General features: G+C 50.3%; 22 protein-coding genes and 1 riboswitch. Of the genes, 12 read left to right on the top strand and 10 right to left on the bottom strand.

Annotation, left to right across the window (positions count from 1 at the left end):
• Positions 1–313: 313 nt before the first annotated feature.
• The 5 genes from PTW35_RS05635 to moaA form a co-directional block, all read right to left on the bottom strand.
• Entirely contained in the window at positions 314–850 is a 537-nt protein-coding gene (locus PTW35_RS05635; protein ID WP_281026865.1) for a hypothetical protein, read from the bottom strand.
• A 269-nt stretch (positions 851–1,119) separates the two neighbouring features.
• Positions 1,120–1,569 carry a molybdopterin synthase catalytic subunit MoaE gene (gene moaE / locus PTW35_RS05630; protein WP_281026864.1) on the bottom strand — a complete coding sequence of 150 codons (450 nt, stop codon included), beginning with the start codon at positions 1,567–1,569 and terminating at the stop codon, positions 1,120–1,122.
• Between the two features lie 2 nt (positions 1,570–1,571).
• Entirely contained in the window at positions 1,572–1,817 is a 246-nt protein-coding gene (moaD, locus tag PTW35_RS05625) for a molybdopterin synthase sulfur carrier subunit (RefSeq protein ID WP_281026863.1), read from the bottom strand.
• Positions 1,814–2,293, bottom strand: a complete 480-nt coding sequence (gene moaC, locus PTW35_RS05620; protein WP_281026862.1) for a cyclic pyranopterin monophosphate synthase MoaC — start codon at positions 2,291–2,293, stop codon at positions 1,814–1,816. The genes moaD and moaC overlap by 4 nt, the downstream gene beginning before the upstream one ends.
• A 43-nt stretch (positions 2,294–2,336) precedes the next feature.
• Complete coding sequence (gene moaA / locus PTW35_RS05615; RefSeq protein WP_281026861.1) at positions 2,337–3,326, bottom strand: GTP 3',8-cyclase MoaA; 990 nt, start codon at positions 3,324–3,326, stop codon at positions 2,337–2,339.
• Positions 3,315–3,457: riboswitch (molybdenum cofactor riboswitch) on the bottom strand. It overlaps the preceding gene by 12 nt.
• A 178-nt stretch (positions 3,458–3,635) precedes the next feature.
• Here moaA and PTW35_RS05610 point away from each other — a divergent pair.
• The 3 genes from PTW35_RS05610 (at position 3,636) to yvcK (ending at position 5,700) form a co-directional block, all read left to right on the top strand.
• The gene (locus PTW35_RS05610) at positions 3,636–3,863 is read left to right on the top strand and encodes a hypothetical protein (RefSeq protein WP_281026860.1); all 228 of its coding nucleotides are present in this window, start codon (positions 3,636–3,638) and stop codon (positions 3,861–3,863) included.
• A gap of 153 nt (positions 3,864–4,016) precedes the next feature.
• Positions 4,017–4,592 carry an LON peptidase substrate-binding domain-containing protein gene (locus PTW35_RS05605; RefSeq protein ID WP_281026859.1) on the top strand — a complete coding sequence of 192 codons (576 nt, stop codon included), beginning with the start codon at positions 4,017–4,019 and terminating at the stop codon, positions 4,590–4,592.
• A 199-nt stretch (positions 4,593–4,791) separates the two neighbouring features.
• A complete protein-coding gene (yvcK, locus tag PTW35_RS05600; RefSeq protein WP_281026858.1) occupies positions 4,792–5,700 on the top strand; it encodes a uridine diphosphate-N-acetylglucosamine-binding protein YvcK in 909 nt (302 codons plus the stop codon).
• Here the strand turns inward: yvcK and PTW35_RS05595 are convergent.
• The 3 genes from PTW35_RS05595 to uvrB all read right to left on the bottom strand — a co-directional run bounded on the left by PTW35_RS05595 (position 5,662) and on the right by uvrB (position 9,913).
• Positions 5,662–6,021 carry an Hpt domain-containing protein gene (locus PTW35_RS05595; RefSeq protein WP_281026857.1) on the bottom strand — a complete coding sequence of 120 codons (360 nt, stop codon included), beginning with the start codon at positions 6,019–6,021 and terminating at the stop codon, positions 5,662–5,664. The genes yvcK and PTW35_RS05595 overlap by 39 nt on opposite strands.
• A gap of 18 nt (positions 6,022–6,039) precedes the next feature.
• Complete coding sequence (luxO, locus tag PTW35_RS05590; protein ID WP_281026856.1) at positions 6,040–7,482, bottom strand: quorum-sensing sigma-54 dependent transcriptional regulator LuxO; 1,443 nt, start codon at positions 7,480–7,482, stop codon at positions 6,040–6,042.
• Between the two features lie 394 nt (positions 7,483–7,876).
• Entirely contained in the window at positions 7,877–9,913 is a 2,037-nt protein-coding gene (gene uvrB / locus PTW35_RS05585) for an excinuclease ABC subunit UvrB (RefSeq protein ID WP_281027445.1), read from the bottom strand.
• Between the two features lie 470 nt (positions 9,914–10,383).
• Here uvrB and ushA point away from each other — a divergent pair, with 470 nt between their 5' ends.
• From ushA to nth, 8 genes are all read left to right on the top strand, one after another.
• Entirely contained in the window at positions 10,384–12,069 is a 1,686-nt protein-coding gene (ushA, locus tag PTW35_RS05580; RefSeq protein WP_281027444.1) for a bifunctional UDP-sugar hydrolase/5'-nucleotidase UshA, read from the top strand.
• Between the two features lie 798 nt (positions 12,070–12,867).
• A complete protein-coding gene (gene rsxA / locus PTW35_RS05575; protein ID WP_281026855.1) occupies positions 12,868–13,449 on the top strand; it encodes an electron transport complex subunit RsxA in 582 nt (193 codons plus the stop codon).
• A gap of 1 nt (position 13,450) precedes the next feature.
• Positions 13,451–14,032 (top strand): electron transport complex subunit RsxB, encoded by a 582-nt coding sequence (rsxB, locus tag PTW35_RS05570; RefSeq protein WP_281026854.1) that lies wholly within the window; start codon positions 13,451–13,453, stop codon positions 14,030–14,032.
• Between the two features lies 1 nt (position 14,033).
• The gene (rsxC, locus tag PTW35_RS05565; RefSeq protein WP_281026853.1) at positions 14,034–16,877 is read left to right on the top strand and encodes an electron transport complex subunit RsxC; all 2,844 of its coding nucleotides are present in this window, start codon (positions 14,034–14,036) and stop codon (positions 16,875–16,877) included.
• Positions 16,878–16,879: 2 nt separating this feature from the next.
• Complete coding sequence (gene rsxD / locus PTW35_RS05560; RefSeq protein WP_281026852.1) at positions 16,880–17,926, top strand: electron transport complex subunit RsxD; 1,047 nt, start codon at positions 16,880–16,882, stop codon at positions 17,924–17,926.
• A gap of 10 nt (positions 17,927–17,936) precedes the next feature.
• A complete protein-coding gene (rsxG, locus tag PTW35_RS05555; protein ID WP_281026851.1) occupies positions 17,937–18,569 on the top strand; it encodes an electron transport complex subunit RsxG in 633 nt (210 codons plus the stop codon).
• Between the two features lie 2 nt (positions 18,570–18,571).
• Positions 18,572–19,267, top strand: coding sequence for an electron transport complex subunit E (locus PTW35_RS05550; protein ID WP_039456888.1), 696 nt, complete (start codon positions 18,572–18,574; stop codon positions 19,265–19,267).
• A gap of 62 nt (positions 19,268–19,329) precedes the next feature.
• Positions 19,330–19,965 (top strand): endonuclease III, encoded by a 636-nt coding sequence (gene nth / locus PTW35_RS05545; protein WP_281026850.1) that lies wholly within the window; start codon positions 19,330–19,332, stop codon positions 19,963–19,965.
• 68 nt (positions 19,966–20,033) lie between these two features.
• Here the strand turns inward: nth and PTW35_RS05540 are convergent, their stop codons facing one another.
• Together PTW35_RS05540 and PTW35_RS05535 are read right to left on the bottom strand one after the other, a co-directional pair.
• Positions 20,034–20,372: a hypothetical protein gene (locus PTW35_RS05540; RefSeq protein WP_281026849.1), complete on the bottom strand. Its 339-nt coding sequence runs from the start codon at positions 20,370–20,372 to the stop codon at positions 20,034–20,036.
• 117 nt (positions 20,373–20,489) lie between these two features.
• Positions 20,490–21,371, bottom strand: coding sequence for an OmpA family protein (locus PTW35_RS05535; protein ID WP_281027443.1), 882 nt, complete (start codon positions 21,369–21,371; stop codon positions 20,490–20,492).
• A 258-nt stretch (positions 21,372–21,629) separates the two neighbouring features.
• Between PTW35_RS05535 and rnt the strand changes: the two genes are divergently transcribed.
• Positions 21,630–22,298: a ribonuclease T gene (gene rnt, locus PTW35_RS05530; RefSeq protein WP_281026848.1), complete on the top strand. Its 669-nt coding sequence runs from the start codon at positions 21,630–21,632 to the stop codon at positions 22,296–22,298.
• The last annotated feature ends 367 nt before the right edge of the window (positions 22,299–22,665 follow it).

The following is a 22,665-nucleotide window of genomic DNA, read 5'->3' as shown; positions in this document are numbered from 1 at the left end:
ACCAAACACCATTATTATTCAACCAGAGGCCAATTATGTTCAGGTTTTATTCAGCAGAGCGGTAGACCAAAAGACAAGATTTTCAATAACAAAAACGCATAAGTAGAATAAATAAAGTAAAAAAAGATATAACAAAAAAGGTCGGACGGTTGTTTTTTGAGCAGCAACGGAAACAAAACGGCAACATGTGAGACACATTTCCCGCGCTACAATGTTAACACTCAATAAGAAACCATATGGATATAAAAAAGGAAGTAGCGTTACCGCTACTCCCCCTTTCATCAATTCGTGGATGAACTAGTGGATTATTCTATTAATGGGTAGGGATACGAATCACCCAAATATCATGCTTATCCTGGTGATATGCTCCCTGCTCAATAATCTTATTTAAGTATGCCAACCGATGGTGGCCTTCCAACAGGTTAAAAGGTGCCTTTAGCGACTTGCCATTCGCCATGGCGATATCGCGTTCATACCTCAGGACGATAGGTGCCTGCGGCCACGTCCCCATTTCCTGCATCTGCTGTACCAGCCAGCTGCGCTGAAAAATAGGGTTTGTCATCCGGCGCGATAACTTATCCACCACCTCCTGGTGTGGGGTACGGATCTGTGACTGAATTTGCTCGCTGGTCCAGGATTCAAGTTCAAACCGCATTGACTGAAAATCCAACCATCCCCAGTTGCACAACACGCCTTTCCAGTGTCGGTATAGCCACTGCTTCAACACATCGTCGGGAAAATTGGGCAGGGCCTGATGCGCTTTGGGTTGCCACTCTTCCCAAGATTCACAGTGGCGCCCGCCAAAACCGTCAGGTTGTAGTTCATAGAGTAGTCGATCGCTCCTGATCATAGGCATACTCCTTCTGCTTTGCTTGATATTGCACCTGGCCTAGTCCACCAAGCCATAAAACCATAACCATTCACTTTTAATGGTTATTTATACCTTCAATTTCAAAGTAGCACAGAGCATGGTGAAAGAATAGCTGAATAATAGAGAAAGATTATGCGAGCGTGAGGCGTGAGGCGTGAGGCGTGAGGCGTGAGGCGTGAGGCGTGAGGCGTGAGGCGTGAGGCGTGGCGATGTTGGCACCTGCAGGGTACAGGTGCCAGATAGTATAACTATTTTTTCTGCCAGCGATCCGCGGCAGACGTATCGGTTTCTCGAGCATCGACCCAGCGAGACTCATCCGGCGTCTGCTCTTTCTTCCAAAACGGCGCGCGGGTTTTCAGGTAATCCATAATGAACTCACAGGCTTCAAAGGCAGCTCCGCGGTGCGCACTGGTAACGCCGACAAAGACAATCTGATCGCCAAGCTCTAGATCACCCACACGGTGGATAACACGGGTTTTCAATAACGGCCAACGCTCACGCGCCTGCTCAACGATCTCGGCCAGGGATTTTTCGGTCATACCCGGATAGTGTTCCAGTGACAATCCCGTGACGGCATCGCCCTGGTTGAAATCACGGACTTTTCCGATAAAGGTAACGACCGCACCGGCATCGGTACCCTGTGATAGCAGGCTGTACTCTTCAGCAACAGAGAAGTCTTCAAACTGAACTGAAATCATGTTTAGCCCCCAGTTACAGGTGGGAAGAAAGCCACTTCGTCACCGTCTTTAATTTCACTCTCGAGCGAGCTGATCGTTTGATTAATCGCCACCAGCAGCTTGCCCTGCTCCAGCGCCAACTGCCACTTGTCACCTTTCTCTGCCAGATGCTGACGCAAAGATTCAGCCGTGGAGAATTCAGCCGCCACTTCTAGACGATCGACCCCGACAAGTTCTTTTACTTGTGCGAAAAATAATACGCTAATCATGATTCCACCTTAAAATGCCCAGATTTCCCGCCTGTTTTTTCCAACAAGCGAACTTGCCCGATCACCATGTCTTTCTGTACGGCCTTGCACATATCATAAATGGTCAACGCTGCTACCGAGGCTGCCGTCAAGGCTTCCATTTCAACCCCCGTCTTACCAGCCAGTTTACAGCATGACTCGATACGAACCTTGTTTTCGGCTTCAATCGCTTCGAGCTGTACTTCGACTTTCGATAGCAACAACGGGTGGCAGAGAGGGATCAAATCCCATGTTTTTTTTGCCGCCTGAATACCGGCAATACGAGCGGTGGCAAACACGTCACCCTTATGATGCTGACCCGAGACAATCAGCTGCAGTGTTTCCGGCGCCATGTGCACAAATGCTTCAGCGCGTGCTTCTCGAACCGTGTCATTTTTTGCTGACACGTCAACCATGTTAGCTTCCCCAGAAGCATTGATATGCGTAAATTGGTTCATCCGTCTGTCCCAAAACAGAAAAAGAAAATTTGAAAGGTGGCGTTTAGCCACCGATAGAGGCTAGGTTTGGTGTCATGCCGGTATTCCCCTCATCGAGGAAATGGCTCACCGCTTTTTCAGCTAGCCCCCCTTGAATCCGGGCTATAAGCTCGTCGCGCTGTTCATCCTGCTGGAGCAGATCGCGTAAATCCACGCCATGTTCACCAAATAGACACAGGTGTAGTTTACCCAAGGCAGAAACGCGCAGGCGGTTGCAGCTCTTACAGAAATCTTTCTCGTACGGCATGATCAGGCCGATTTCACCCTGGTAATCGGGGTGGCAAAAGACTTGCGCTGGGCCATCGTTGTTGCTTTTCAGCTTCAGTACCCAGCCATTGGCAATGAGGTAGTTACGAATGCTGACACCGGACACATGGTGGTTATTGAACAGTTCGTCCATTTCACCGGTCTGCATCAGTTCAATAAAGCGCAGCTGAATTGGCCGGGTCTTGATCCAGTTAAGGAACTGCGGCAATTGCTGTGAATTGAGGTCTTTGAGCAATACGGTATTGACTTTTACTTGCTCGAAGCCGGCATCAAAGGCGGCATCAATCCCCTCCATCACCTGATTGAACATATTCTCACCGGTGATTTGGTAGAACATCTTCGGATCAAGGCTATCAACACTGACATTGATGTTAGTGAGGCCAGCTTCCCGCCACTCATGGACATGCCTGGCCATGCGGTAGCCATTGGTTGTGGTTGCGACTTTACGGATACCAGGTTGCTCGGCAACCGCACGGATGATATCGGTAAAATCACGGCGCAGGCTCGGCTCACCACCGGTAATGCGCACCTTTGACGTGCCACACTCAGCAAACGCCCCGGTCACGCGTCGAATCTCATCAAGCGTCAGGAATGATGGCTTTTTCTTCTGTTGAGGGTGGTAGCCATCAGGCAAGCAGTAAGTGCACTTAAAGTTACAGACGTCTGTAACCGACAAACGCAAGTAATAGAACTTGCGATGGAAATTATCTTCAAATTGTTTCGCCACGGAACACCTTTCCAAGTACGGGAGGCCGATGCATTTCTTTATCGACCCTGGTGACAACCTGTCACTGGCTTGAGTCACTTATCCCCTGCTGTAGGGAACTTAGTGAAAAAAGCTCGGAGCATGGCAATTGTACCGCACAGGATAAAACCAAAATGCGCACAATAGCGTATTAGTTATAAAAATATCAGAGGAAATGCCATACAGGCAAACTCTCAGGTTTTTCGTGCTGCATTCTACCTTTCAGCCGAAATCACGACAATACTACTAAAGGGAATACCCGGTAAATTTCTTACTGATTGTGAGGATATTATGTCCAATATTATTGAATCTGCGACAGTCGATGATATTGCCCTGTATTTACAACGTGAAGAGGGGCTCGATTTGGCACATGCTCGCGAACAAGCCAAGCTTGTAATTGATGGTTTTATTGACATGCAGGAGAAAGGATTGATCAAAGGCTGGTACTTTGATGAGCAAAGTCATTTAGAGTTGCTACCAAGCGATAGTGCGATGAAAATCATTGCGAATCAGAAATAATTCGCAAAATGCAAATCGCGAATTGGTACTTTTTTGCATTTTAAAAAGACAAATTGGGTCAAAAGCGCCAAACACTAATTATATGCGGTATGTAATTCTGGTATCCCATTTGCAGTGTCTATTTCACCAGACAATTTGCAACCGGATTAGACTATGAAAACCTACATACCGCTACTCTTCCAAAAACGCCACGTCTTACCCGGTGGGCGCATTCCTCTACGTATTGCTCCAGGGCCGCAGATGGAAGCTTTCAAAGCTGCCCTGCGTGAAGGTAACAGTTTTGGTGTTTGCATGTTCGACCAAGACGAGCACGGGCACAATTTCTTCCAAATCGGTACCCGTGTTACGGTTGAAGATTTTGATATCTCACCAAACAACGGCTGTTTAATCGTTACTGTTGCGGGCCACGAAAATTTCACGATTAACCACCTGGAGCAAACTGACGAAGGCTTCTTCTGTGGTGACTGCCAGTTTATTCCCCCTTGGCCCGAAACCAAGGTGCGCCAAGACCAGCAAATCCTGGCTGAAAAGCTCAAGCAAATGTTCAGCAAGCATCCGGAGCTCGGTGAGCTGCACCATAAAAAACAATTCGACAACCTGAGCTGGCTTTGCCAGCGCTGGCTGGAGCTGCTTCCTGTGCCGGCCAGTGAAAAGCAGATGCTGCTAACAGCCCCAAGCTGCCTCGACACATATGATTATCTGATCAGCATTATGCAAAAAACCCATTAGGCGAAATAGCAGCATCATAATTCTGCCTCGCCCATGCTAAGCCGGCCCCGCATAACCCTATGCCCTCACTAGACGGAGGGCATTTTTTATTCGCTCTACGCCCACAATACGTGACAGGCATACCACCACGGGGACAACATCTGTATTCAGTGCAACTAACGCGGTACACTGCATCTACTTAGTTCACACTTTTCAGCCAATGATGACAGACACTACAGTGAAAAATATTACAGAAGCCAAAATTGTTGCTATTGGTGGAGGCCATGGTCTCGGCCGTATGCTCTCGGCCCTATCTGAATTTGGCGAGAATGTGACCGGTATTGTAACCACTACCGACAATGGTGGCTCAACTGGCCGGATCCGCGCCTGCCAAGGGGGGATTGCCTGGGGCGATACCCGCAACTGTATCAACCAACTCATTACTGAGCCTTCCGTTGGCTCGATGATTTTCGAGTATCGATTCCGGGGCAATGGCGAGTTGAATGGCCACAACTTGGGGAATCTGATGCTAAAAGCCCTGGACAACCTGTCGGTCAGGCCCTTGGAAGCCATCAACTTAATCCGCGATATGCTAAAGGTTAAAACGCATATTGTACCGATGACCGAGCACCCTGCCGATTTATCAGCAATGACACCGGGTGGCGAGATCATTTGCGGTGAAACCAGCGTGGATGAACTGGCGGATATACCACTGCGGCTGTATATCGAGCCGGCGGTGCCGGCAACCAAAGAAGCCGTCATCGCTATCCAGCAAGCCGACATTATCTTGCTCGGCCCGGGCAGTTTCCTGACCAGCGTCATGCCACCACTGTTGTTGAAAGAAATTGAGCAAGCGTTGAAGAAATGCAAAGCCAGAATTGTCTTTGTCACGAACCTGGATAAAGAACACGGCCCGGCAGGTATGATGACGCTACCGCAGATGCTCAGTTGGTGTGAACGCTCGATGGGCGGCCGCCAAATTGACACTGTGCTTGCTGACGTGAAATCTGAGGCGCTGGATGAAAGATACAACCAGCATATTACCTCTTTAGCATCTAACAACCATCAATGGCGGCACGACAGGGAAAAGTTAAAACAGGCTATTCACCGGATTATCATGGCTGGCTAGGCGCTTGTACTCAATTGCCATACCTTCTACCATCTGCCTGAATTCTGGCAGATGGGTGACAATCCACTCATTCTGCCCTTGCTTGACACGTGATTCACACTCTTGGGCCATATCCGCGAGCTCATCAGCACCGAAACTGGCCGCACTGCTTTTTATCGAATGACAGATCTCTCTGACCTGACTGATCGAGGGCTGGTCCAAGAGCTGGCGCTGGTACTGTTCCAATTCATCGCTAAATACATTGAGGAGTAATGTCAATGTTTCCTGACCGACTTCATCTGCCATACGTTTAATAGTCTCGGCATTAATTGTCATTGCCATGTATTTCTCTCCCTACAACTAACCTTGCGATTCCTGCCAGGCTTGTAATTTACGGTAAATTGTCGACGGACTGACTTCAAGCAAACCCGCAGCACGTGGAATATTGCCATCACAAGCATCGATAGCAGCTTGGATTGCGCGCTTTTCAACAATCCACAGCGGTTCAACCTGCGATTTATCTAATATTGTTATTGCACTGGGCTCGGGTTGAAGAGCTTCCCCCTCTATGCTGCCAGTGACAACAGGCTGAAATGATGCAATTTTAACACCAGCTTGGTTAATTGGAGGGGGGACCATCTCCAAAGTTACTTCTTCGCCAGAATTTAGCACAACGATATTTCGAATAACGTTTTGCAGCTCACGAACATTGCCCTGCCAATGGTATTGCTCGAACAGTGACCTGACCTCAGGGGAGAAGCGGGAGAAATTTTTGCCCTCCTCAACAGACATCAACGCCAGCAAGGCATGGGCTATCTCCATCACGTCTCCCCCCCGTTCACGGAGCGGAGGCAAGGTCACGGGAATAACATGCAGGCGATAATAAAGGTCTTCACGAAAGCGCCCTTCTTGCACTTCCAGCCAAGGGTTACGGTTAGTCGCACAAACAAAACGGACATCGACCGTGCTGGTTTTGGATGAGCCGACCTTTTGGTAGGTGCCTGTCTGGATAAACCTGAGCAATTTGCTTTGCAAATCCAAATCCATTTCACAAAGCTCGTCAAGGAAAAGCGTACCATTATTCGCTAACTCGACGGCACCTTGGCGCTCGGTCGACGCACCGGTAAACGCCCCTTTCACATGACCGAATAGTTCACTCTCAATCAGCTCTTTGGGAATCGCAGCACAATTGAGCGCAACAAAAGGTTTGTCATTTCGCGGACTGGCCGCATGCACCGCCTCGGCACACACCTCTTTACCTGTACCGCTTTCCCCGGTGATAAACACAGTGGCTTTACTGGCTGCGGCAGACTCAATCACGCGGTAAACCGCCTGCATTGGGAGACTGTTACCGATAAATCCTTGGTATTGGGCACCGGACTGCTTGGGCGCAGCCTGGTAGGTTTCACCTTTGGCCTTACGGTCTCCGTCTTTCAGTGCATTGTTGACGGTCACCCGCAGCCGATCAGCTTCGCAAGGCTTGATAAGAAAATCGATGGCTCCATATCGCATCGCTTCAACAGCCACATCAATTGAGCCATGCGCTGTCATAATGACCACAGGTATGTCGGGATTATCTTGCTTAACAACTTCAAGCACCTGCATGCCTTGCATATCAGGTAACCGCAGGTCGAGCAGGATCAAATCGGGCGTGACACCTTTGACAAAGTCCAGCGCTTCCGCCCCCGACCCGACAATAGTCACGGATACCCCCAGTGGATTGAGGTATGACTTATATAACGCAGCGACCGAGGCGGTATCTTCAACCATCAAAATTCGACGCTGTTGTAATCTGCTTTCCATTGCCCCTCCAAGTCCCACCAATCTTTACTAATTGTAAACAAAAGAAAAAAAACGATGTGACTTTTTCTAGTTTATCGCTCAAATATAACTGACTCGAGCAGCTTTGGCATTATGAATCGCATATTGCTTTGCAAAATGCGAATTTGTATCCACAAATAATCAATATACACGGCTAATTTTGCTGTTAACCCCTTAAAAAAGTGCAATTAAAGAGAGCCACAAAAAGTTGGCACACATAATGCTTTATACACTATGACTCTTCCTGAGAGTCAACCTAGCCAACTGACGTTGTTTTTGGAATTATTTCAATAAAACAATGACGCCAACCGAACCTATTCTCGGTTGGCTTTTTTTTTGCCTGTTTTTCCTTGCCTGTTTATCAGTCTAGCGGCGACTAGCTATTAGCAATAAATTGCTCACGCAGTGTGTGAATTTTATCCCTCAATTCAGCCGCTTTTTCAAACTCCAGGTTCTGGGCGGCATCATACATATCCTTTTCAAGCTGCAGAATTTCAGTTTCCAACTGCTGCGGCGACATCGTGGTATAGGTCGCCTTCTTCTCGGCAACTTTATGCAGCTGTGCTGCCCGGTTGGCTTTACTGCCCTTGCCTGGGGCCCCCAACTCCATAATGTCGGACACTTTGGTATCGAGTGCCTTGGGCACAATGCCATGCTGTTCATTGTGCGCGATCTGCTTATCCCGGCGGCGGTTGGTTTCGTTCATCGCCCGCTCCATCGAGCCGGTGATCCTGTCGGCATACAATATCGCCTTGCCTTCCAAGTTACGGGCGGCTCGGCCGATTGTCTGGATCAGCGAACGCTCTGAGCGCAAGAAACCCTCCTTATCGGCATCGAGGATCGCCACCAGCGAGACCTCTGGCATATCCAAGCCCTCACGCAGCAAGTTAATCCCGACCAGGACATCGAATTCCCCCAGCCGCAGATCACGAATGATCTCTACCCGCTCAACCGTGTCGACATCCGAATGCAGGTAGCGCACCCTGACCCCGTGCTCGGTCAGGTATTCGGTGAGATCCTCTGCCATCCGTTTGGTCAACGTGGTTACCAGCACCCGCTCCTGCTTAGCCTCGCGGATCCGGATTTCGGACAGGAGATCGTCCACCTGAGTCGCAACCGGGCGGACTTCGATCTCCGGATCGAGCAAACCTGTTGGCCTGACAACCTGCTCGGCAATATCCCCGCCGGATTTGTCGATTTCATACTGGCCCGGTGTTGCCGAGATATACAACGTCTGGGGAGCCAGAGACTCAAATTCCTCGAATTTCAGTGGCCTGTTATCCAGTGCCGACGGCAGACGAAAACCATACTCCACCAAGTTTTCTTTACGCGAGCGGTCACCGCGGTACATCGCACCAATTTGCGAGACGGTGACATGGGACTCATCGATGATCAACAAGCCATCCGGCGGCAAGTAGTCGAACAAGGTCGGTGGCGGCTCGCCCTCGGCACGGCCACTGAGGTAGCGGGAGTAGTTCTCTATCCCCGAGCAGAAGCCAAGCTCCATCATCATTTCGATATCGAACTGAGTTCGCTGGCTGATACGCTGCTCCTCGACCAACTTGTTGTTTTCGAGCAGTTGTTTCTTGCGTACTTCGAGCTCTTCCTTGATGCCATCGATAGCCTCAAGGACCCGCTCCCGTGGGGTAACATAGTGAGTTTTAGGATAAATCGTGCAGCGAGGCAGATCCCGTTGCAAAATGGCCCCAGTCAGCGGATCGAACATGCTGATGCAATCGACTTCATCATCAAACAACTCGATCCTTACCGCTTCTTTCTCGGATTCGGCCGGGAAGATGTCGATCACCTCTCCCCGTACCCGGAAGTTACCGCGCTCGAAGGCAACATCGTTTCGGGTATATTGCAACTCTGCCAATCGGCGCAATACATCGCGCTGATCCAAGATGTCACCACGGCGCACGTGCAGCATCATTTTGAGGTATGAGTCAGGATCGCCCAGACCATAAATCGCCGACACCGACGCCACAATGACCACATCACGGCGCTCCATCAGCGCCTTGGTTGCAGACAGCCTCATCTGTTCGATGTGAGCATTCACTGACGCATCTTTTTCGATAAAAGTATCCGTGGTCGGGACGTAGGCTTCCGGCTGGTAGTAATCGTAGTAGGAAACAAAATACTCAACCGCGTTGTCCGGGAAGAACTCTTTCATCTCACCGTACAGTTGTGCTGCCAAGGTTTTGTTCGGCGCTAAAATCAGCGTTGGCCTATCTGACTCGGCAATCACATTGGCAACCGTAAAAGTTTTACCTGTCCCCGTCGCCCCCAGCAGGGTCTGATGAGCAAGGCCGGCTTCCAGCCCTTCAAGCAACTGGTTGATAGCCGTTGGCTGATCACCGGAAGGGGAATAGCGAGAAGAGAGTTTAAAAGTTTTAGAACTAGACTTGTCCATCATGATTCCATACTGGCTATATGATCAGTGTATATGACATTGTGCAGCAGCTAACGAGCATGTCAACAATAAGCATTTTCCGCCCCCTATTGGCAAGGGTATGAAGTCGGCCCTAACACATGGTATAAAACACAGATACGCACGGTGCAATAGCCGCGGGCATACCCCCAAGGCATTTACCGGCGGCTCATTCCGAATACCTAATAACATTCTGCTGCCACCATCACACTATTGGCATTCGGTTTTAAAAAAACACTGATAGGTAACATAAACTGTTGTTTTATGGATGCTAATTACAATATTGACAGTAATTTAAGCCTACGCAGTGATCCTGCCCATACTCGAACGATCTGACCGTTGTTTTTAAGCGATAAATCACTAATTTTGTCTTTCCTCTATGCATGAAAATAACCATAGAAGCTTTAACTAAAAAAACTTCAGCATACGGCAAGACTATTATTATGAAACTTATCCGCAAAAAGAACTTAATTAAATCAGCAGTATCGGCATCACTTCTCCTGGCCCTGGCAGGTTGCTCCAGCGACAGTGATGAAACGTTAAAATTCACGGTATTACACACCAATGACAACCATGGACGCTTCTGGCATAACTCCGATGGCGAATATGGTATGGCCGCACGGCAAACCTTGATTAACCGCCTCCGTGAACAAGTGGCGGCGGACGGTGGCGAAGTGCTGTTGCTCTCCGGTGGCGATATCAATACCGGTGTACCAGAGTCTGACTTGCTCGACGCTGAGCCGGATTTCGTTGGTATGAGCCATATCCGCTACGATGCCATGGCGGTCGGCAATCATGAATTTGATAATCCTCGTGAGGTTCTAGAGAAACAGCGAGCCTGGGCATCCTTCCCCATGCTCTCTGCCAACATCTACAAAAAAGACACTGGCGAGCGATTGTTCAAACCCTATGAAGTCTTTGATGTAAATGGTGTGAAGATTGCCGTAATCGGGCTAACGACCGAAGATACCGGCCGAATTGGAAACCCTGAGTATGTTTCTGATCTTGAGTTTCGCAACACTGCGGAAGAAGCCACAAAAGTCATCGCAGAAATCGAGGCGAACGAAAACGTTGACGTTATCCTTGCCACAACCCATATGGGCCACTACGAAGATGGCAACAATGGCAGTAACGCCCCAGGCGATGTCACTCTGGCGCGCTCGCTGGCACCTGGGAAACTAGATGCCATTATCGGCGGGCATTCGCAGAACCCGGTGTGCATGGAGCCTGGCACAAACAATTACAACACCGACTTTAAGCCCGGCGACGAGTGTGTTCCCGACCAGCAAAACGGGACCTACATTATGCAAGCCCATGAATGGGGCAAATATGTTGGCCGTGCTGACTTTGAGTTTCGTGGCGATGAATTAAAGCTCGTCAGCTATGAGCTCATCCCGGTAAACCTAAAGGAAGAGAATGAAGACGGCGACAAGGTCTTTATTGGTGAGGAAATCGAGAAAGATCCCGCCCTCTACTCTATCCTCGAAGAGTTCCAGAACAAAGGTGACGAGGCCCTTGGCAATATCATCGCCACCCTCAACGGTAAGCTTGAAGGCGACAGGAGCATTGTGCGCTCGCAGCAAACCAATCTTGGCCGCCTGATTGCTGCAGCCCAAACCGAAGCGGTGCCAAACGCCGACTTCGGCGTCATGAACTCTGGTGGAGTTCGTGACTCCATCAATGCCGAAGGTATTAGTGGCTATGAAGTGTCCTACCGCGATGTTTTAATCGTTCAGCCATTCGGTAACACCATTGGCCGTGTCGAAATGTCAGGCGCAGAAATAGCCGAATACCTTGGCGATGTCGCCTCCAAGCAGATCGAATCTGGTGCCTATGCGCAATTCTCTGGGGTCGACATGACTGTTGACTGCGCAGCCGGTACGGTCGCCATCAACTCTCTGGGTACTAAAGACTATAGCCCTGAAGATACTTACATTTTCACCATACCGAGCTTTAATGCCAACGGGGGCGACAATTACCCAATCCTTGACTTCATAGATACCGGTAAAGTTGACGCAGATGAACTGAAGCGCTTCTTTGAAACCAAGCAAGTGATCAATGCCGCTGATTATGAGCCACAAGGAGAAGTGGTATATCAAAATTCAATATCAGATAAAGGCTGCCAGCTAGCGCCATAACCCCTCAATACCACTCCAGTTCTCTCACATACTGGAGTGGTATTTTCTGCCGACGACCAGCTTCTTTTTTCTTGACGATGTTCTCTTAACGCCGTATTATCACCGCCCACGTAATAACAGCTTGCTGTTTACTCGCCAGTCAGGTTTACACCTTCCGTTATCTTCAAAATATGCTTTTGAGGAAACTTTCCACAACTTATCCAAGATTTGATTTATATCAATTCACAGCGTTCTTGCATCTTAAATTCCTGTAAAGTAATCACTCTAGCTTTTTCTACCAGCACATCTTTACCCTCAGAGACCCTACCTATAACAGTGGTTTATTGCACATCCGATCTTGCTCACATTTTAACCGCAACGACACAGAGATGACCTCAAGCCCTAGTTTCCAAACATCCATCAACACAGTTATCCACAGTTTCCGTGGATAAGTGGGCTAAACCCTTGAGCCGTCTGGGCTGAAGGAAATCAAGCATTTTTTCTGCAAAACAAAACCAGCCGAACACTTTTTCGCCACCCATAGCAATACCGTTCAAAAAACAGACAGCACTGGAGTTTACGATATTTATAGCTGTAAACAACCATGGTTTTTGTCACAAGTGGCATATCCTCAGCGAATGTTGTATTCACATGGAAAGAACGGACTTAAATGTTAACAGCACATAATGTCGCATTAACTTTGCCGCAATGAATGGTGAAAAGGTCATCGAAGTGGAAAAACCCTGCTCCTAGGGAGTTGTTATAGATGCGACAAAGGAAGATAATATAAGGATCTTTTGCAAATAGTATTACGGCGGTATGACTGAATACCTACTCCTTCTCGTAGGTACAGTGTTGGTCAACAACTTTGTACTGGTTAAATTTTTAGGACTTTGTCCCTTTATGGGGGTTTCCAAAAAACTGGAGACTGCCATCGGGATGGGGCTTGCTACAACCTTTGTGCTTACGCTTGCGTCAGTATGTGCTTACTTAGTCGAAACTTACATTCTGGTACCACTGGGCATCCAATATCTCAGAACGCTGAGCTTTATCCTGGTGATTGCGGTAGTCGTACAGTTCACGGAAATGGTGGTTCACAAAACAAGCCCGACACTTTACCGCCTGCTGGGCATTTTCCTACCGCTGATCACATCAAACTGTGCAGTACTGGGGGTGGCCCTACTAAACATAAACGAACGCCACAATTTCATTGAGTCGGTCGTCTATGGTTTCGGTGCTGCCGCCGGTTTTTCTCTGGTCCTTATTCTTTTCGCTTCGATGCGCGAGCGTATTGCCGCTGCGGATGTACCCGCCCCGTTCAGAGGTGCTTCCATTGCCATGATCACTGCAGGACTGATGTCACTTGCCTTTATGGGCTTTACTGGATTGGTGAAACTGTAACATGAGTGGATTAATCATTGCTGTGATAGCCATTGCAGCCCTGGCAGCAATTTTTGGCCTGGTATTGGGGTACGCCTCTATCCGGTTCAAGGTTGAAGCTGATCCGATCGTCGAACAAATTGACGCTATCTTGCCGCAAACCCAGTGTGGCCAGTGTGGCTATCCAGGCTGCCGTCCCTATGCCGAGGCTATCGCCAATGGCGACGACATCAACAAATGTCCACCTGGCGGCCAGCAGACCATTGAGAAACTGGCAGATTTAATGGGTGTCGAAGTGCAGGAGTCAGCCCATGATGCCGAGAAAGCCATTAAGAAAGTCGCCTTTATCCATGAAGATATGTGTATCGGCTGTACCAAGTGTATTCAGGCTTGCCCTGTTGATGCGATTGTGGGCGGGACCAAGGCCCTCCATACCGTCATCAAGGATGAATGTACCGGCTGTGACCTTTGTGTAGCACCTTGCCCGACCGACTGTATTGAAATGATCCCGGTAGAAACAACGCCTGAGAGCTGGAAATGGGACTTGAACCAGATCCCGGTTGTAAACCTTCCAGTAGATAACAATGAAAGCACGGTGAAGTAACATGCTGTCTATTATTGAACAAATCAAACAAGGCCAGCTGTGGGACTTCCCAGGCGGTATCCACCCTGCCGAAAATAAAACCCTGTCAAATCGCACGGCAATCACTCGTACAGGGGTTCCCGATGAATTGGTACTGCCACTCAAGCAGCACATCGGTACCAAAGGTGAAATCTTGGTCTGTGTCGGCGATAAAGTACTGAAAGGCCAGCCACTGACCAAGAGTGACATGAGCATGTGCGTACCAGTCCATGCACCGACATCGGGTACTGTCACTGCAATTGAGCAAAGAACCACTGCCCACCCTTCGGGCCTGAGCGATCTATGTATTGTTATCAAGAGCGACGGTGAAGATCAGTGGGGATCTCAGCACAAAATTGCCGATTACCAATCCCTCGAGCCTGCTGAGCTGATCGATGCGATCCGCCTGAGCGGTATTGCCGGCCTTGGTGGTGCAGGGTTCCCGACAGGCCGTAAGCTCCAAGGCAGCTTGGGCTTAGCCGATATCCTGATCATTAACGCTGCTGAATGTGAACCATACATTACCGCCGATGATCGCCTAATGCAGGACTATGCAGACGAAGTGATCGAAGGGGTGCGGATCCTGCGCCATATCGTCAAACCCAAACTCACCCTCATCGGTATTGAAGATAACAAGCCTGATGCAATCAAAGCTCTGGAGAAGTGTGTTTCACCGGAAGACAATATTATCATCCGGGTGATACCGACCAAGTACCCTTCAGGCAGCTCCAAGCAGTTGGTGAAAATCCTGACTGGCCGTGAAGTACCGAGCCAAGCTCGTTCATCCGCTGTCGGTGTCGTGGTGCAGAACGTCGGTACCGCCTTTGCGGTCAAGCGTGCCATTATTGACGGCGAGCCCTTGATTGAACGAGTCGTCACCCTGACCGGTGAAGCATTCAAACAGCGCGGTAACGTGTTTGCCCGCTTGGGGACACCGATTTCCTACCTGCTCGATAACTACGGTTACAAGCCGGATCGGAAATACCCGCGAGTGATCGTTGGAGGTTCGTTGATGGGCTTTACTTTGCCGCACGCGAATGTACCGATCACCAAGATCACTAACTGTATCCTTACGCCGAAGCGTCGTGAACTGCCGCTGCATACTCACGAAATGGCATGTATCCGCTGTAGTGCCTGTGCAGACGCCTGCCCAACATCGCTGCTGCCTCAACAGCTTCAGTGGTATGCCAAGGACAAAGACTACGACAAATGTGAAGAGTACAACCTATTCGACTGCATCGAATGTGGTGCCTGTGCCTATGTTTGCCCGAGTGAAATTCCGCTGGTTAACTACTACCGCAAGGCCAAGGCCGAGATTTGGGCCAACCAGCAAGAAGCCGCTAATGCAGAGCGCGCCAAACAGCGCTTCGAAGCCAAGCAAGCGCGCTTCGAACGTGAAAAAGCGGCGCGTGAAAACCGCTTCAAGAAGGCGGCTGAAGACCGTCGCAAAGATATGGCCGCGAAAGGTGGCGATGATGCTGTCGCTGCAGCCATTGCACGCGTCAAAGCTAAGCAGGCCGCTGCGACGTCAGAAACTGCTGACAAAAAGCCAGCTGTTGCCGCAGCCATTGCCCGTGCCAAGGCCAAGCAAGCAGAAGCCGCCAATGCAGATAACACAGCACCTAAGATCACCAGCGCGGTGCCTGACAACAGTGAGATGGCAAAACTGCGTGAAGAACGTAAGCGCCAGGCCCGTGAGCGCAAAGCTGCCAAGCTAGCCGAACAGGCTGAAACGGCAACCGAGCAAACAGCCGATAGCAAGAAAGACGCTGTTGCCGCTGCCATTGCCCGAGCCAAGGCCCGCAAAGCAGCCCAGCAAGCTGACTCCAAACCAGATTCAGCCGAAGAGCAGCCTGCCAGCACGGAGTCCGATCCGAAGAAGGCCGCTGTCGCCGCCGCCATTGCCCGAGCCAAGGCCCGCAAAGCAGCCCAGCAAGCTGACTCCAAACCAGAATCAGCCGAAGAGCAGCCTGCCAGCACGGAGCCCGATCCGAAGAAGGCCGCTGTCGCCGCAGCCATTGCCCGTGCCAAGGCCCGCAAAGCAGCCCAGCAAGCTGACTCCAAGCCAGAATCAGCCGAAGAGCAGCCTGCCAGCACGGAGTCCGATCCAAAGAAAGCCGCTGTCGCTGCTGCCGTCGCCCGCGCCAAAGCCCGCAAGGCGGCCCAGCAGGCACAAACCGATGCTGCTGAAGATGCCAAACCGGAACAACCGGCACCAGTTGCTGAGGTTGATCCGAAGAAAGCCGCTGTCGCTGCTGCCGTCGCCCGCGCCAAGGCCCGCAAGGCGGCCCAGCAGGCACAAACCGATGCTGCTGAAGATGCCAAACCGGAACAACCGGCACCAGATGCTGAGGTTGATCCGAAGAAAGCCGCTGTCGCTACTGCCGTCGCCCGCGCCAAAGCCCGCAAGGCGGCCCAGCAGGCACAAACCGATGCTGCTGAAGATGCCAAACCGGAACAACCGGCACCAGTTGCTGAGGTTGATCCGAAGAAAGCCGCTGTCGCTGCTGCCGTCGCCCGCGCCAAGGCCCGCAAGGCGGCCCAGCAGGCACAAACCGATGCTGATGAAGATGCCAAACCGGAACAACCGGCACCAGATGCTGAGGTTGATCCGAAGAAAGCCGCTGTCGCTGCTGCCGTCGCCCGCGCCAAAGCCCGCAAGGCGGCCCAGCAGGCACAAACCGATGCTGCTGAAGATGCCAAACCGGAACAACCGGCACCAGATGCTGAGGTTGATCCGAAGAAAGCCGCTGTCGCTGCTGCCATCGCCCGCGCCAAGGCACGTAAAGCTGCGAAAGAAGCACAAGAAAAAAATGAGGAAAACTAACTGTGGCTTTTAATATTGCTAGCTCCCCCCATGCCCACAGTCGCCGAAGCACCAGCAGCTTAATGCGCACTGTTATCCTTTGTACCGCCTTGGGTGTTGCCGCCCAATGGTACTTCTTTGGCTGGGGCGTCCTTATCCAAATCGCCCTTGCGGCTTCACTGTGTGTCGCTACCGAAGCTGTGATTTTGAAACTGCGCCAGCGGCCTTTGATGCCCTACCTGCGCGACAACAGCGCACTGTTAACCGGCGTCCTGATCGGCTTATCCATCCCCCCACTGGCTCCTTGGTGGATCAGTGTTATCGGCTGCCTGTTTGCAATAGTCATAGCCAAGCACCTTTATGGTGGGTTGGGTCAAAACCTGTTCAACCCGGCTATGGTCGCCTACGTCGTTTTGCTCATTTCGTTCCCGTTGCAAATGACCACCTGGTTACCGCCGCAGTCACTGACAGCCGAACCCGTGACCCTGGCCGATAGCATAAGTGCCATTCTGACCGGCTTCACCCAGGATGGATTCAGTGTCCACCAACTTCGCATGTCAGTAGACGGCGTCACGATGGCAACACCACTTGATACCCTGAAAACATCGCTGACCACGGGGCATACCGCGACAGAAATCTTGTCTGGACCAGTGTTTGGCCTGATTGGCGGGATCGGCTGGGAATGGGTCAATCTGGGCTTTTTGCTCGGCGGACTGATCATGCTGAAAATGCGAGTGATCCAATGGCACATACCTGCCGGCATGCTGGGCTCCCTGTTTGTTATCAGTACTTTGGCATTTATGTTCAGCCCGGATAACACCGCTTCGCCGCTGTTTCACTTGTTCTCGGGAGCCACTATGCTGGGTGCCTTCTTCATCGCTACCGATCCGGTCTCAGCCTCGACAACGGTCAAAGGCCGCTTGATCTTCGGTGCGTTGATTGGCGTGCTGGTGTTCTTGATCCGTACCTTCGGTGGCTTTCCTGACGGCGTCGCTTTCAGTGTCCTGCTGGCCAACATGTGCGTACCGCTGATTGACTACTACACCCGACCACGCACGTTTGGCCACTGAGGAAACCGCCATGATTAACGCAATGAAAAAAAATGGTGGCATCCTGGCAATTTTTGCCATCCTAGCTACCAGCTTGGTATCGGTCACCCACCTGCTAACCGCCGGGCGAATCGAGCAACAGCAGCAGCAAGAACTGCTTAAGGTACTTAACCAGGTGATCCCAGCGGAAAGCCATGATAATGAGCTATATAAAAGTTGTACTTTGCTGACCAGCGAACAATACCTCGGTACCACCAGCCCTATGCCGGCATATATCGCTGAGAAAGATGGTCAGAAAGTCGGTATGGCTATTGAGGCTATCGCACCTGATGGCTACAGCGGTGCCATCAAACTTATCGTCGGACTCGATCTTGAAGGTACCGTGACCGGTGTCCGCATCCTAAGTCACAATGAGACCCCGGGGCTGGGTGATAAAATCGAAACCCGGATCAGCGACTGGATTTACAGCTTTGCCGGCAAGCGCGTCGACAACGAAAAAGATACCCGCTGGGCGGTACGCAAAGACGGTGGCGAGTTTGATCAGTTTACCGGTGCGACCATTACCCCTCGAGCGGTAGTGGGTGCGGTCAAAAACGTGTCATTGTATTACCAGGCAAACCAGCAACGCCTATTCGAACAGCCACTGAACTGTCAGGGTGAATAAAGATGATGAATAAAGAACTGATGAAAAACGGCTTGTGGAACAATAACCCGGCAATCGTCCAATTGCTGGGACTGTGTCCGCTTCTCGCCGTATCAGCCACAGTGACCAATGCCCTTGGCCTTGGCTTGGCGACAACGGCAGTACTGGTTGGCTCGAACCTGATTGTCTCTTTGGTAAGACAGTGGGTACCGTCAGAAATTCGTATTCCTGTGTTCGTTATGATCATCGCATCCTTGGTAACTTGTGTGCAGTTGCTGATGAATGCATTTACCTATGGCTTGTATCAATCGCTGGGTATCTTCATCCCGCTGATCGTTACCAACTGTATCATTATCGGCCGTGCAGAAGCCTTTGCCTCTAAAAATGATCCTGTCCCGGCCCTACTGGACGGATTATGGATGGGGCTGGGTATGACCGCCGCTTTGGTGGTACTGGGCGCCATGCGAGAAATCCTGGGCAACGGTACGCTATTTGATGGCGCAGACCGCCTGCTTGGTAGCTGGGCAGCATCGCTGCGTATCGAAGTCTTCAGTTTTGACAGCAGTTTCTTGCTAGCCATCCTGCCACCGGGCGCTTTCATCGGGGTAGGCTTTATGATTGCCCTGAAAAATGCTATTGATAACAAGCGTGAACAGAAAGCCGCCAAGGCACAGGACAAACCTGTTATCGAGCGTGCCCGCGTCACGACAACAAATTAATCCTAAACTGCTGGTGAGGGATCACCGGCAGAACAATGTTGGCTATATCGCTGGAAGTTAATATGAATAATCAAAAACGCGTCCAGATCCTGGAACGTTTACGTGCGGAGAACCCCCACCCCGAGACCGAACTGAACTGGAGCACCCCGTTCGAGTTGCTAATCGCAGTATTGCTCTCTGCCCAAGCAACCGATGTCAGTGTCAATAAGGCTACTGACAAGCTCTACCCTGTTGCCAATACCCCGCAGGCCATGTTCGACCTCGGTGTAGACGGCGTCAAGGAATATATCAAAACCATCGGCTTGTTTAACTCCAAGGCTGAGAATGTCATCAAGACCTGTAAAATCTTGCTGGAGAAACACGGTGGCGAAGTTCCTGAAAGTCGCGAGGCACTGGAGGCCTTACCGGGCGTTGGCCGCAAGACAGCCAATGTCGTGCTCAATACTGCCTTTGGCTGGCCGACCATTGCCGTTGATACCCATATCTTCCGGGTGTCGAACCGCACCAAGTTCGCGATGGGCAAAAATGTCGATCAGGTAGAGGAAAAACTACTCAAGGTGGTTCCAAAAGAGTTCAAGGTCGATGTCCACCACTGGCTGATCCTCCACGGCCGTTACACCTGTGTGGCGCGAAAGCCGCGCTGCGGCAGCTGCATTATCGAAGATTTATGCGAGTACAAAGAGAAGACGGAGATATAAGGCCGGCCTTATCGCACTATTGATAACGACACGCCCGCCATGGCGGGCGAATCCAACCAACAGCTCGACTACTCAACTTTGCCAAAATATTCAGTAACGATAGCCGTATATCGATCATCGTCATTGGTTGGTTCGTTATATTCAATTGAGTAATAAGGCATGATGCTGTCTTTGAGCTTCTCGGCAATCTGTAATTCCAAATTTTCGACACTCACCGTACTGGTGACTTCGTACGTTTCCGCTCGGTTGAGCTCCATCTCTTCGGCCTGCTCCGAGGTAATCAATTGCGATTTTACCTCAGAGGCTAACTCGCTTTGTATTTTAGACACATCACTGCCTACAACCGCGTCATTAGCAGCCAAAACCGCACCAGCACCGAACAATAGGGTCCACAGGATATATTTCATCGCCACTACCTTGCTTAATTATTTATCCCGATAAATTTAGTCTGCGGCTGGCAAACTCAGCGCTTCAAAATTAAGACAAAGCAGGAGGCAAATTACTCTTTTTACAGCAAGGTGCCATTAAATAATCGTTCTACCTAATGAAATGACAACCCTACGGTTTTTATTGCGCCCAATCGGCGTATTGTTGTCGGCAACAGGACGGCGCTCACCATAGGCCTCAACCTGAATCCTGTCTTCCGGTAACCCCATTGCCATAAAGTACTCTTCCAAACGCTCAGCCCGCCGCTCGGACAACGCCTGGTTGGCGGTTTTCCCTCCCCGTCCATCCGTGTAGGCCGCCACCAAAACCAAATCCACGTCGTCACTGTAGCGGACGAAGTCAGCTATTTGAGCCAGGCGCTGCTGTGAGGCTTTGTTCAGCTGATCGCTGCCCTGATCGTAGTGAAGCACAGTAAATGCGATATCTTCGAAGCTGTAAGGCAGCAAGTTATCTAAGCACTGGCTGAACTGATCATAGGCAGAGCGAAAAGCAACGGCTGACAAAGCAACATCGACCCGTTTATTTTGCTGCTGCCAGTCCTGGTAGCTAAATGTTGGATAGCGCCCAGTTTCTAGCTCGGACAACATAACCCAAGCTGTCTGCCCGCCGACATAGCCATCGAATTGCTTGAAGAACGTCAGGTTGGTAATGGGCTGCGCTGCATCACCCGGCATCCAGCGCGGGGGCATTGAAACGAGATTAACATTACGCGTTTCGCCCATCGGACGGCGCATCTTCAGCTCGAAGTCGAGATTGATTTTCTTACTGGCCTTGGAGGTAAACTGAGCCTCACCATAGCTCGGGATAGTATGGAGCATCCGGCATTCCAATGGGGTATCGACGGCCACTTTCCAGGTCGACTGGCTGGGTTCGGCGACATACACAGGTGTTGCCCTCGCCGCACTGGCCATCACTATGCCGAGCATGAATGCTACACTGCAAGATTGAAATTTCGAGATAGCCATTTTTCCACCCATACTGCTGTCCTGCCCTTCACACTGCCTGTCAGTGCGAGATAAATGTGAAGCTTGTTATTGTATCGGAAAACGCCAAAAAAACTTTATAACCAAATAGCCTCGGGGTTATTGGGGCTACGAGGCTGAATTGGCTCGACCTATCCTTACTGCAGAGCGATTGGGCTTCAGGGCAGGGAAAGGTTTAGCTCATCGGTCGAATCTGACATAATGGCCGACTATTTTACATTGATTTGCCGTTTTATGAGCCAAGATAACGAACTAAATACCTTGAAAAGTCGCTTTCGCGGCTACTTCCCAGTCGTCATTGATGTAGAAACTGCAGGCTTCAATGCCAAGACTGATGCGTTACTGGAGATCTGTGCCGTAACGCTACAAATGGACGAAGAAGGCTGGCTGAAACCGGCATCAACCCTGCACTTTCATGTGACGCCATTCGAAGGAGCCGTAATCCACAAAGAAGCTTTAGAATTCAATGGTATCCGTGATCCATTCAGTCCATTGCGCGGAGCAGTGTCAGAGGAAGCCGCACTGAAAGAGATCTACAAGCAGATCCGTAAAGAGCAAAAAGCGGCTGGTTGCTCCCGTGCCATCATGGTGGCCCACAACGCCAACTTCGACCACAGTTTTGTTATGGCAGCTTCAGAACGTGCCAAATTAAAGCGCAACCCATTCCATCCGTTCGCAACGTTTGACACCGCGGCATTGAGTGGTCTTGCCTTTGGCCAGACCGTATTGGCCAAAGCCTGCACCACCGCGGGTATCGAATTTGACAACAAGGAAGCACATTCAGCCCTGTACGACACCGAGAGAACGGCAGAGTTATTTTGTGAGATTGTTAACAAATGGAAAAAATTGGGTGGTTGGCCACTGCTAGAAAGTCAAACAGACGCTAGCGCTGACAGCCAATAATTCAAACAACACCAACTCATCAGACCTCTGACCAAGCCCTTTAAATTTGGGCTTGGTCACACTTCCATTCAAACATGCCTGCAATTTTTTGTGATTGTTTTAAACGCAACCTAATTAAACATTGCTCAATTAGACATATTTATCAAAAACAATGCTTTACAGTAGGTTAACAATTCTAAATTCCGTCTTTATACTGCCCTAACTGTTTCATATTGTTTCAAGTGGTATCACCGCATGAACGATAACATCTGGCTATTTATCGTTGATGCGTCCCCTTCGTGTGAACAAATATGCTGTTCCCCTGTTGTCAAGGGCCCCTTCCGAAACCCCGTGGTTCAGTAACACCTTTTTTGCGTTTTTCATTCAT

Source organism: Photobacterium sp. DA100, assembly GCF_029223585.1.
Classification (GTDB): Bacteria; Pseudomonadota; Gammaproteobacteria; order Enterobacterales; family Vibrionaceae; genus Photobacterium.
The sequence above is the reverse complement of the archived record's forward strand: the minus strand, read 5'-3'. Positions and strand labels throughout refer to the sequence as shown.